Origin of the sequence: Lacticaseibacillus songhuajiangensis (assembly GCF_003946025.1) — a bacterium.
Lineage (GTDB): Bacteria > Bacillota > Bacilli > Lactobacillales > Lactobacillaceae > Lacticaseibacillus > Lacticaseibacillus songhuajiangensis.
The window spans coordinates 1-12,577 of sequence record NZ_RHNR01000001.1; the positions used below are offsets into that span (position 1 = coordinate 1).

A 12,577-nucleotide genomic window follows, 5' to 3' on the forward strand; every position below is an offset into this window, starting at 1 on the left:
CAAGAATAGGTCTTCATGACCTTTTTGTGCAAATTGGTCTGCTTTATCAGGTGTTGCACTTCGATTTTAAACCAGGGATTCGAAATAAACTATAAATCTGGCGGATTACGATTGGATTAGCATGCCGAAAAATAACTTCGATAAGATTATCTAGTCTCATGCCATTATTTCTCAGCTCTGATCCAGAGCTATCAGACTCGTCTATTTTTGTCACGTATTCCCAAAACTGTTTCAACAAATGCGATTGTGCGCGCCCCGCGACATTCTTTTCCAAAACCTGACGAGAATCTATCTTCCAAGGTGTTTTCTTTAACCAATGATCATCCAAAATTCCACGATTTCGTTTCAACAGAAGATTAAACAGTCGGGATGAAAGAAGCTCAAGTTTAAATTCAGATTTTGAATCAATGATTCTTGGTGTCTGCTTCCGAATGGCATGAAATAAAAAGGACACTCGTCTCTCATCTTCCTGTGCATGGATAAATTCGCTATCCAAGATGGCCATCCAGTAAAAATAGAGTGCCGCTTCTGATTCAGAATCAACACAACGAAAGAACTCTGTAAATGCAAAATTTACAAATTCCTGTTCATTACTTCTCGGCATGCAAAAAACAGTCTCAAGATAACGTGTTGTAATTTGGAGGATTTCCTCACGGTAAGATGGCATGTCAAAGTAGTTTTTCAAAAACACTTCGTAAAAGAGCGCCCCATCAGAAAAGCCTTTAACTTGTTTGTCAGCAGGCAAACTCATGGAAGCTAAGAATCTTTGCCACACTCTAATCCGTTCTCGCGAGTCAGTCTTGTTATCCGTCAGCATTTGTCGCCGAAGACGATACTTTATTCCATTCTGCGATGACTCTGTCCAGTCCATCAGCCATCTTATGGAAATCCATAGTAATCGCGTCATTGTTCCCAATCCGGACAAATAGCATATCAGTAGCAGCAACTTTAGATACGGCACAGACCAAAGTAAGGTTGGAACAGCCATTAGACACACGCTAATAAATACTTGGCGCAAGTTGATCACCTTATTTATCAGTACTGCGCGATCCCAACTATCCGATTGTACCGTCTCAAGTAGTAGAATCACTGTTGGCAATAATACAGCTACAAAAATTCCTGCTACCGTCCCCAGTGATGACGAATCAAAGATAACTCCCAATAGATTGTCTATTTCTCGAAGATCTTTCACACTTCAATCCTCCACTATTTTCATTTGCCCTCCAATCAATCCGCTATCATTATCTTTGACTCTTGATATACATCAAATATTGACACCACCGAATAACTGTAGCTAACACTTACACCTTTGTCTTCATCTATTTCAAACAAAGAGATTTCCTCAGAGCCATGATTCTGATACTGTCCATCTAGTGATGGCCCATCCGTCTTTATTGCATCAAGCGTATACTCGATTCGTTCAACCTTTTGAATACCTCGCTTCATAGGGAGCATATTCCACTCGCTAAAGATAATATCATCACCATTCTTGTTCTTACCAGTCAGGGCGTTTCCCTGGGCCATGTTTGCCTTAACAATCGTCAAGGCACTTTTTACAGCCTTCTTATTCTCAGGCGCATTATACTTTCTCAGTTGCCGCAAGTATTCTTGGTAAAACACTCGATACATATGCGTAACCAAGAGCTCAGTATTATCCACCAACAATTCGATACCATACAGCGAAGTCAAAGCTATCAATGCATTCTGCTCAAACTCTTTTATATGGCTACTCATCTGGCTTGCCAGTTCCAGTTTCCGTGAGAGAATCTCGGTTAAGAACGCTCCTTCCCCTGCCGCAGGTTCAAGAAATGTGGCTGAGAGTGAATGCAAAGCTGGTTGTATTTCCGGCTGATTTAACATTTCATTTACAATACGATGTGGCGTGAAAACTTCTCCATGAGCTTTTACCCGCTGGCTAGACTTAATTAGTCGTTCGTGCACCATTAGTCCATCTCCTGAGCTCTTTTTTGAATAAAGTCTATTTCATTAGCTTCAAACTGATACTTGTTAAATAATTGTTCGTCGATACTTGACACAGAAACAGACCAATCGATATCGGAGTTATTTGAAAAATCTTGAATTGGGACTTTTGCCCACTTATCAGGATTATTATCCTGGGTGATCTTAAGAACTCCCAGTAAGATTCGAACAAATTTTGTCTTCACATACTTAAGTGCGTTCTTCGCCTCTTCTAAGCTATCAAATGCGCCGATACCAATGAAGGATCGAGTATAACCGACATTTGGGCCTCCAATTAGCGGGCTGCTTAGGGCTTCTCCCAAGAATCCACTCCCATTTGATTTAGGCAACATCACCTTAAATTTGTATAGATTTTCACTATCCTGATCAATGTATTTTCGATCTACGTACTTGTATAACCGTTTATTTGAGATTAAGCCTAAAATGCTCAGATCGGTATCCGTTTTTTTGGAATCATGAAAAATCGGAAGTTTTGAGAAGATATTACTTTCCAAGCGCCGATCTCTCCCGCCGCTACTAATTTCTTGCTTCGAATCAGGATACTCTTTGTACAACACATCCAAATTAAGCTTGTTTTGAGAGTATATAATCTGTCGAATATCGCCAGTGACATCAACGTTTCCACTAACTTTTTTAAGAATCGACTGCAACTCCGGATAAGCAGTGAACGTTTCAATTGCTCCAAAATCCTGAGATTCATCTCGAAGAGTAATCACCACTCCACCTTTGATATCAGTCCTCGGAAAAACAGCGCTACTGTCTTGCTCGTACAAAATCACTTTCAGATGCTTATCACTAAGCATCTTCTCATTCCAATCTTTAGGCGTGGCACCTGCACCAAACAAGAATCTGGCTGGTGTGATAAGAACTGTCTTCGGTGCAAGCTCATATGACATATCCATGAACAAGTGGTAAATCGGCTTGTCACTTGAGCTTGTCCCTCCAGCCTGCTCTTGATATGGAGGGTTCCCAATCACTACATCAAACTTCATATACTTGAACGCCTCCTTAATCTTCTTCACGCCAGCATCGATACTTTGCCGTGCTGTTTCAACAATTTCATCTACATACACAATGTGCGTTTGGTAGTGTTTATAACCGGTTAACGTGCGCTCAGCAATCGTCTTTGCCATTGGCGTTTTAGCTACCGCAAAGACATTCCGATCAAGAATATCGGCCCATAAATCTTCCAAGTCTTGCGCAGAGAACTTACCCGCGGTAACTTCATTCAGCTTCTGAAATTCCTGGTAATACAGTGAAGTCGCCACATACAGTGGGTACAGCCCAGTCTTTGAGTTTATTTCGAGAATATGAGCATCATTACTGAAGATCTGATTAGTGAGATCCGTTGTGCGCCATTCGGCAATCTGTTTGCCATCCTTAGTTGAGTTCTGATAGGCATCATCAAAGAAGGAGTAGCCACCAATCGTCTTACCGAGTTGCATATTAACCACTCGCCACGGCGTGAGCACAGTTTCCTTGTCTGGGTTCTTGAAGGTACTGAAAACATCGGCAATCTGCAAAGTTCGCTCAATCGGGTCCAGCTGATCTAGTTCCTTTACGCGATGGCGAATTATGCGTCCTGCTTCAATGAACACTTCGGGGTCATAGTACTTGGAAATCTGACGGAACTTGTCTTTGGTAATCCCTTGCGGCATGAATTCCGACCAAGATTGAGCATCAACCAAATCCACAAACTTATTGATGTCAACGTTCTGGTCGATATCAATATCCATCCCGTAAATCATCATCGGAATACGAATTGAGATACCACGCAGGACTGAAATCATCGATTTACGTTGTTTCTTGAGCGCATTCTTACGGTCAATATCCGCCTGTTCCTCTTCAGAACGCTCCTTCTTCGGCTTTTTTTCTGCCCGAATAGCCTTTTCGTACTGTTCATCATCTAAGCCCTGATGATTCACGTCAATCGTATCCGGCTTCTTTTCAGCCTTACTCTGGCCGACAATCGCCTTGATATCGTTGAACATTTCCAGGTCAGAATTGGTTAGCTTCAACAGCTCATCATTGTACAGAGAATCGTCATCAAAGCCGGACTGAACCGCTTTTTCAGCATAGACCTTCTTCAATTGCGTCAACAGCGTATCAACTTGATACGCCTGCATACCCTGACCTTCTTCACCGATAATTGGGAGGAAGTTCAGCAGCTCACCGAGTTTTGCCCGCTGATCAGAGGTTTGCAGTTTCCCGACACCGGTACTCATCTGCCGAGACGCTGCCATCACTTTCAAAGCACGGTCCGGTGCAAAGTCAAAAATATAGCAGTTCGTCTTACGACCGAACTCTTCATCTTCATAAGGTGTCTGCGCACGAAAGGCAGCCTGCAAGTACTGCATGGCACTATTGGTATTCGAAAGGAATAGTACCCCTGTCCACGGCTTAATCGTGACACCAGTGGTCATCTTGCGCACAGTCAACGTAATGGTGTGCGTACGGGCCGGGTGATCCGTAATGGCATCATTTACCCGCTTCAAATCCGAATCGGTAGCCGTAACCACGTTGTCGCTTGTATCCTTGTCAACGATATTCACGATTTTATAGAAACCAAACACTGGATGGTTTTCTAGCGCCGTCTTCATCGCCTTGGCCGACTTCACAGACGGCATCAGCCACAGGGTGTGGCGTAAATTATTCCGGAACTCCAAAGTTGAGAACGGATAGTTGGAACGTTCATCACGGCTTGAGATATTATCTAGAAATCTGTTCACCTTATCAGCATAGACAAACTTACCGGTCTCATCGTCAACCTTAAAGAACTCACGGAAGTTGAAGGACTTATCGTCATCAAGAAATTCCGGACTCTTGAACCGATTCTTGATTTCGAAAGTGTACATCGAAACAGACGGTAACCCGACATAAGGATTGCGCTCACCATTAGGATGCTCACTGTCCCAGGAATACTTGGCCTGCTGCTCCATTACATAGTCCCATGTATAGACTTCATCCGCATCATACTGATCGAGTAAGTTGAACGGTGTCCCGGATAGTTCCAGCACCCGCGTATACTTCGGCGTGACAACACCATCGATTACCTGTTGGGCAAGATCTGTCTGTGTTCCTTCATGGGCTTCGTCGATGATGACAAGGTCCCATTGAGTATCTTTCACTAGTTGGTTCTTGTCTGCAACCGTGCCGCCAAAAGCCTTGGAGCCACGAAGATCCTGGATACTTGCGAAGTAGACGTATTTCTCCGCTTCACGTTGTAGTGCCTCCAGAGATAAATCTTGGTCACGTTTAGAACCATACTTGTATCCTGATTCAGGCATGCCGATTTTTTCGAAGTCGTCAAACCAGCCCTCTGCTACCACAGGGCGGTGCGTCATAATCAGGACTTTGGCATAGTTCTCCTTTTTGATCAGTTTCAGTGCAGACAGGGTCTTGCCAAACCGCATCTTCGCGTTCCAAAGCATCTTATACTTGGTCTTGAAGGTATTCGCCGTTTTATCAACTGCATCCTGCTGTTCTGGACGTAGCTCAATCTTACCCGTTGCCTGAACCGGCCCATCAATTGACTCGCGACCATTCTTGACGGCGGCAATCGCCTGCTTCACTTGATCGGCACTAACCTGAAACCACTCTTTTGCCCCTTGCTTCTCAAACGCCGCGTCACGCTTAAAGCCCGACTTTAACAGGACCCGGTGAACATCATGATCATCAAACCAGGTATCCGATACTTTGCGGTGCGCTAGTTCGACCCAATCAAGATTGTATGGTACACCAGAAGTCTTCATGTATTGGCTAATTCGATGATGTGCTTCACTGCGAAGGTAATCGCTGTTCGGTGACCAATCTTTCTCCAGATCCTGGCTGGCTGTGGTTTCGCCTACCTTCTCAAGGCCGGTATAACGTGGCCAGTTACCGTCTGAATTATCCCCTGAAAGTGAGTAGATCATATGACGTTCAGAAGTTGAATATAAACTACGCTGGGCCGGTTCAACAAATGGCTGGACCTCACCTTCATAGTCACAATATGTTTTGGCGAACCAGTACATTAGCTGAATCACCTGTTGCAGTGCTGCGACACCGTCTTGCTTGTTATATTGTTCAAGTGTGTGTGACGCTTCATTGCCCGGCTGCTTGATTGCGTACAGCAAATCTACCAGCTGCTGATTCAACAGATGGTGATACTTCACTGTCTTGAGATTCTGCGCGAACGTCGCATCATTGTCGATGTAGTTCTGATCTAGGACAAATTTGACGACATTCTCTGCAATCTTGCGCGCAGAGGTCAGCTCGGACGCATAGTTTCCCATTGCGTATTCCTGTTCAAGGAAGTCCGCAGCGCGGAAGTAGCCCATACTGTCCTCGTTGCCTTGCAAGAAATCAAAGTTGCTACTCATTAGTTACCCTCCAACTTACTCAAAAAGGTTTTATAGCGCTTTTTTCCAATCACAAACTCAAGTTCTGGTTTTCTCACAAAAAAGGCGCTGGAAATGTCATCCGTATACTGACCGAGAATAATGTCAACTAAGATTTCAATCAGCCACATCAAATCAGATTCAGTTGTTTTTCGTTTTTCTTCATTCAACTCTGGACTAGGGGAAAATAATACTTGTAAAGTTGTTGATATCTCCGTTCTGTCATGATGTACAAGTTCACTTGTTCCATGATAGAGTTGTTTGAGTCTTGCAGAATTTACACTTTCTAAGCTAGCGTGCTCAAACATTTTCGCTGTTGTCAATCCACGCTCAGGCAAGTTGATGATTTGTAAACACGATTCTAGAAACGATCTTTCATTTAGTAAAAGTCCTCGGTAATCTTGGAGCGCAATATACTTTGAACAAGCCAGTAACTCTGAAAATGCATTAGTTGCCTCGTGTCTTGCAAAGTTTCTGGATGATAGGATTTTAAAAAACAATATCCTTTTCCCTAAAAACGAGATAAATTCAACATCGTACTGGGTATACGAGAAAGAACAGACATCGCAAAAAAAGTCACGAAAACCTGTGAGCTCGCGTCTCAGCAAACTAACCCCCTCAAATTCGAACATACTTAGCTTGTTTCCAGTATGATTCACTATTTTGAAAGTGACTATCAATTACATCCGAACAAAATAGATACAAATTATTTTTAAGTGTAAACTTTTGTTCGGTGCTCATCACTTCGAAGAAGCGAAGCGTTCGTGCCATAGTTAATGTCCGGGATTTCAACACATAATCTTTGAACTCCAAAGAGAAAATAGAATACAGTGCTGGAACCAAATCAGCATTATGAGGAAAAATCTCCTTAGACAAAAGAATCACAACAATGATTCCAGATATTTTATAATCGGATATTATTTTATTCTTCAGATCATTTCTAATTATTACAATTTTATCGTTCATTATTTTACACCTCTGATGTGGCAATTCGCTCCAACAGTTCGACTGTAATTGCCTCAATATCTTCCTTAGAACGCTGATACCGTGTTGGCAAGGTTCCCCCTGTCTTTCCAACTTGAATGTCACTATAGTAATGCATCACTGCATCGAAAATATCCATGCTATTAACAACCTTTTTAGACTCGAAATTTCGCTTGATTGCTTCATATCTTTTTGGGAGATCTGTTTGAACCATGGTATAAATAATCCCCAAGTTTTTAAGGTTAACCCTTTCTTGTCTCACCAGATTTCCAATTGCGTCCTGTAGAGAATCAATTCCGTTAATCGAATATCTATCAATTCTGTTGGGAATAACATAAAAGTCAGATGCCAATAAAGCTCCATCAGTATATGTTGTCAAGGTAGGAGGACAGTCTATAATTATATATTCGTAATCGAGTGATTGCTCATTATCAAGCAAAAAATTACTTAGTCTTTTAACTAGGGTATAATCACTGCTTCTGTTAACAAGAACAAGATTCAAATCGCCTGCTATGATATCCAGATTATCTGTAAGTTTTGTGATCAGACCTTCATTATCAGGGCTCGTATACGACTGTCCTAATTCTACTTGGGGAGTAAACAGGCGATATATGGTTTTACGTTCAGCCTTAACTTTGTCATTGTAAAAGTTATGTTCAGAGTCAAATATTGACTTCTTAGCCTCCGCAAGTGTGATCTTCTGCCCTTGGTTATTCGTTGTATAGCTTTGTATAATCTTAGCGGTTTCATCTTGCTTAAAAAAATCAAACATTGCTTGTGTACCGTTAAATTGCGGATCCATATCAATGAAGAGAGTCTTTTTGCCTAAATCATTACTAAGGTAATCAGCAATTCCAATGCTAAGCGTGGTCTTGCCAACTCCACCCTTCATATTAATGAAGCTAATAACTTTTGGTTTCATTTATATTCCCCCAGAACTAGACACCGTTTCCTTAAATTCTACTCTGTAATCGATCTCTTGTCTGCTCACTATTTAAAAATCCCCGCCAACTCAGCCCTCATTCGGCCCAAACTTGGCGGGGATTCTGGCGGGGAACGTAACAATTTCCCCGCCAATCGTATCCTTTGTATCTTCCGAAAACGCCGTTAAATCAACATTCCGGGTTCAATTTACATATACCTTTTATTCCCATTCTATGTTCCCTCTAAGCCGAATGAACGCGCATGAGCGTTGTTAAAAGCTTTTGAATTTAGTCAATCATCGTTAGTTTAAGTTAAATAGCTTTGGAAGCTGCATGAAAGTTGCACGGTGCAACTTGGAGATATTTTCGGATCAGCAGTTAGTTAGACCTCTCTATGTCCGAGTGGTCTATTTTTTCGCTCCAAAACTATTTCTAAGTATACACGCGTTCCCAGAACTTCTCTACAAAATTTCAATAACAGGAATGGAGGAATTACATTGATGACAGCAGTTCGGCGAACCTCCGTATTCGCCGCTTTAATTGCGATCTTCGTCCAGCTCCTTATCCCAGCCTCAATGGCAATCGCCGCCAGCATGACCAACATCAAGGTTGCTGACTGGCGCAACACTTGGCACTTGCACTTGTTCAATGGCTTACATTGGACGGACACAGGTATGTGGATGAAAAAGGTGGACGGCAAGGTTGCCTTCTGTGTGGAGCACGGCGTCGATCTCGATATGAGTGGCTCCGGTTACAACCCCAGCACCTACTCCGATGCTAAGAAGGATCAACTAGCCAAGATTGCTTACTACGGCTACTACCAAAACCCAACCAACCGCAACTACGCCGTGACCCAGATGATTATTTGGGAAACGCTTGGCGATTCGTTGCTCACCACACCGAACAAGACCTATCAATCTGAAAAGAAAGCAATTCTCGATAAGGTCGCCGCACACGATCGCAAGCCTTCGTTCAACGGCAAACAGATCACGCTTGCCGTTGGCGATTCAATCACCTTGACTGATACTAACGGGCGGCTCGCGGCTTTTGCCCAGCAAACAGCGAACACCGCGAACCTCAAGATTACCAAGTCTGGCAACAAGCTCACATTAACGGCCATTGCCCAGTCAAAGGAATCTGGTAAGGTGGCTTATGCGATTGCCAAAGCTGCTGACGTGGGCACCTCTTTTGTCTACACGAAAGACTCACAGCAAAAGCTGGTCAACTTCAAGCTGTCCAGCAATGGCGAATTTAGCCTGCCAGTCAAGGTCAACTTGAATGGTAATGTGAAAGCCAAGAAGGTTGACGCCGATACCAACAAGGCGCTGCCGGGTGCTAAGCTCAAGTTTGAATACAACGGCACTTCCAAAGAAGTCACTACTGGCACTGACGGTTATGCCGCTCTGAACGGAATCAAGGCTGGCACTAAGATCAAAATCAGCGAAGTTACCGCTCCTAACGGCTACGTCAATCAAGGTGAACTCAAAGAAGTCACCATCGAACCCGGCAAGACCGTTGAAGTTGTTCTTGGCAACAAGGAACAACTTGGTAATGTCACCCTAGCCAAGATCGGTAAAGAGTTTGGCAGCGACATGTTCAATGCCTACTACTCACTGAACGGCGCGGTCTACGGAATTTACACCAGCACCGGTACACGGGTTGGCACAATCACCACTGACGGCAACGGTAAAGGCACCTTGCAGAACCTCAAGCTAGGTAGCTACTACGCGCTGGAAGAAAAAGCCCCTGCTGGCTATGTTCTGAACACAGCTAAGCTGCCATTCGAATTGAAGTATGCTGGTCAAACTGTCGCGGTCACTACTGCGCACGTCGATACGACCGATCAAGAACAACGCGGCACTGCCACCATCGAAAAAGTTGATGCTGTTACGGGTAAGCAGCCACAAGGCGCTGCCGGCCTTAACGGCGCTGTCTACGAACTCCACCGCGCAGCCGATGACAAGCTCGTGAAGTCAGTGACGATTGCCAATAATTCAGCGTCCGTTTCCGGTTTGGAACTAGACGATTACTACTGGCAAGAAGTGAAGGCACCGACTGGCTACGTGCTTGACCCACAAAAACATGCCTTCAAACTAGCCTACGCTGGACAAACCGTCACCACTGCAACTGCTACTACGACGGTCAAGGAACAAGTCATCACTGGTGATCTCGACTTGCTCAAGTACGGAAACTACGACTGGACAACCCAAGGCAAGGGCACTAAGCCGGTCATGCTCAAGGACACCCAGTTTACTGTAACCAGCAAGACTAACGGTGAGGTTGTTCGTACCGGCCTCACCGATGCCCAAGGCTACGTGAAGTTCACGGATCTGCCTTACGACACCTACACCGTCACTGAAACCAAGACTCCAACAGGCTACAACGGGATCAAGCCGTTCACAGTCGTTGTTGACGGCACCCAAAAGTCCCAGCATTACACTATTGAAAACAAGGTTATCGAAGAAAAGCTGCGGGTGGTCAAAGTCGATACCGAAACTGGTAAGACCGTGCTGCGCGCTGGTGCGATCTTCCGTATCAGGAGCTTGCAAACCAACAGATACGAAGTTCAACCAACTGATGATAAGTCCGGTACGACTGACAAGTTCGCTACTGACAACTCTGGCGAGCTAATTACGGCCGAAGCACTTGGCTACGGCAAATACCAGCTCGAAGAAGTTCAAGCGCCAGAAGGCTATGTACTGGCTAAGGAACCAGCCAAGTTCACCATCGATGGTAGCCATAAGGACGGCATCGTGGTCATTAAGTTCGCTGACCTCTCCCAAAAGGGCGTCGCCACCTTGACCAAGACCGGGGCTACCCCAGTCGCCGTCGAAAAGGTTGAAACTGAATACGGCGATCAGTACAAGTTCAAGTACGACTATACCGCCTTAGCTGGTGCGAAGTTCGAGTTCAAGGCAGCCGAAGACATTACGACTGCTGACGGTACCGTTCGTGCCCACAAGGGTGACGTGGTTGCCACTGGTACCACTGACCTTCAAGGGCAAATTCAAACCCCAGAGTTGTATCTTGGCAAGTACACGGCAACTGAAATTTCTGCGCCAAATGGTTTTATCATGAACTCTGATCCAATTGCTTTTGAACTCAAGTATGCCGGGCAAGAAGTGACGGTGACCTCCACCTCACTCAAAGCGAAGAACGACTTCCAACAACTCGACATCACGCTTAACAAGCAAGAAGAAAGTATCTTTGGCTGGAAGGACAACCTCCCAGTTATCAAGAACATTGCGGCTAATGGTCAGGTCTTTGGTCTGTTCACGCAAGGTGAAATCAAGATCGGCGAAAATGTGATCCCATCTGAATCACTCGTCGCCACCGCGACGGTCAAAGACGGTAAGGCTGAATTTGGCGCGATCCAGTTGCCAGAAGGCTACTATTACGTCAAGGAACTTGATGCTGGTGAGAAGCACGACTTGAACACAGGTATGTATGGCTTCCACTTCCACACCACCGACAACGAGAAGACCAAACACATCGACCTCAATGACGGCAAAGTGATCAACAACAAGCTCCATGAAAACGAACTGTCATTCAAGAAGATCAATGAAGTTGCCACGCTGGTTTTGGGTAAAGGCTACTCCTACGCGATGACCGGTAACGCTGCTGGTGCGATTTTTGAACTGCTCGACGCTGATAAAAAGGTTATTCAGACCATCACGGTCGGTAAAGATTCCATCGGTTCCATCAAGCACCTACCAGTCGGCTCCTTCTATCTCCGAGAATCCAAGCCTTCTGCCACCAACCTTGTCTTATCGAAGGAAACTCTCAAGCTCGTGTCTACCAAAGGCGGTGTGACAGTATTTGATAGCAAGGACAAGCAGATTGGTGAAACCAAAGTTGACACCAAGGAACCAACTATCGCCTTTGAACTGACCAACGACCTAATCAAAGGCACTGGCGAACTGACCAAGACCGATGTTTCCACTGGGAAGCGCCTGCCCAATACCGGTATCCGCATTCTGGACGAAAACGGCAAGACGGTTGTATCTGGTCGCACTGACAAGAACGGGGTCTTCTCCTTTGGTAATCTGCCTGCTGGCAAGTACAGCTTCCAAGAATACGATGCACCAAAGGGCTACGAAATTAACGAAGCTCTCGTACCATTCGAGATCACTACAGATGGTGAAATCGTGAAGGCCATCATGACCGACAAGCAGACGCCTAAACCTGGTCTCCCACAAACCGGCAACGTGACGTCTGGCTGGCTCATCGTCATCGGTGTAATACTGCTGCTCGGCGTCCTCGCTGCAATGGTTGTGATCGGTGGTGCCAAGAAGAAAGACGGCAAGTAAC

General features: G+C 44.8%; 7 protein-coding genes. 1 reads left to right on the forward strand and 6 read right to left on the reverse strand.

The window, feature by feature from the left end:
- Nucleotides 1–46: 46 nt before the first annotated feature.
- Genes EKM97_RS00005 through EKM97_RS00030 form a run of 6 tightly spaced genes read right to left on the reverse strand, consistent with a single transcriptional unit; the run spans nt 47 to nt 8,265 of the window.
- Entirely contained in the window at nt 47–1,192 is a 1,146-nt protein-coding gene (locus tag EKM97_RS00005; protein ID WP_125570222.1) for a hypothetical protein, read from the reverse strand.
- Nucleotides 1,193–1,227: 35 nt separating this feature from the next.
- Nucleotides 1,228–1,944 (reverse strand): DNA methyltransferase, encoded by a 717-nt coding sequence (locus EKM97_RS00010; RefSeq protein WP_125570223.1) that lies wholly within the window; start codon nt 1,942–1,944, stop codon nt 1,228–1,230.
- Nucleotides 1,944–6,341, reverse strand: coding sequence for an Eco57I restriction-modification methylase domain-containing protein (locus EKM97_RS00015; RefSeq protein WP_125570224.1), 4,398 nt, complete (start codon nt 6,339–6,341; stop codon nt 1,944–1,946). Before EKM97_RS00015 ends, EKM97_RS00010 begins: the two co-directional genes overlap by 1 nt.
- Nucleotides 6,341–6,991 carry a hypothetical protein gene (locus tag EKM97_RS00020; protein ID WP_125570225.1) on the reverse strand — a complete coding sequence of 217 codons (651 nt, stop codon included), beginning with the start codon at nt 6,989–6,991 and terminating at the stop codon, nt 6,341–6,343. Before EKM97_RS00020 ends, EKM97_RS00015 begins: the two co-directional genes overlap by 1 nt.
- Complete coding sequence (locus tag EKM97_RS00025; RefSeq protein ID WP_125570226.1) at nt 6,978–7,325, reverse strand: hypothetical protein; 348 nt, start codon at nt 7,323–7,325, stop codon at nt 6,978–6,980. The genes EKM97_RS00020 and EKM97_RS00025 overlap by 14 nt, the downstream gene beginning before the upstream one ends.
- Before the next feature lie 4 nt (nt 7,326–7,329).
- Complete coding sequence (locus EKM97_RS00030) at nt 7,330–8,265, reverse strand: ParA family protein (protein ID WP_125570227.1); 936 nt, start codon at nt 8,263–8,265, stop codon at nt 7,330–7,332.
- 501 nt (nt 8,266–8,766) lie between these two features.
- On the opposite strand from EKM97_RS00030, the gene EKM97_RS00035 reads away from it, so the two are divergent.
- Complete coding sequence (locus EKM97_RS00035; RefSeq protein WP_191985973.1) at nt 8,767–12,576, forward strand: SpaA isopeptide-forming pilin-related protein; 3,810 nt, start codon at nt 8,767–8,769, stop codon at nt 12,574–12,576.
- Nucleotide 12,577: the final 1 nt, after the last annotated feature.

Bases quoted from the DNA above. Each gene is read 5' to 3' on its own strand.
- EKM97_RS00010 (WP_125570223.1), bottom strand. From the start codon at position 1,944: ATGGTGCACGAACGACTAATTAAGTCTAGCCAGCGGGTAAAAGCTCAT.
- EKM97_RS00015 (WP_125570224.1), bottom strand. From the start codon at position 6,341: ATGAGTAGCAACTTTGATTTCTTGCAAGGCAACGAGGACAGTATGGGC.
- EKM97_RS00020 (WP_125570225.1), bottom strand. From the start codon at position 6,991: ATGTTCGAATTTGAGGGGGTTAGTTTGCTGAGACGCGAGCTCACAGGT.
- EKM97_RS00025 (WP_125570226.1), bottom strand. From the start codon at position 7,325: ATGAACGATAAAATTGTAATAATTAGAAATGATCTGAAGAATAAAATA.
- EKM97_RS00030 (WP_125570227.1), bottom strand. From the start codon at position 8,265: ATGAAACCAAAAGTTATTAGCTTCATTAATATGAAGGGTGGAGTTGGC.
- EKM97_RS00035 (WP_191985973.1), top strand. From the start codon at position 8,767: ATGACAGCAGTTCGGCGAACCTCCGTATTCGCCGCTTTAATTGCGATC.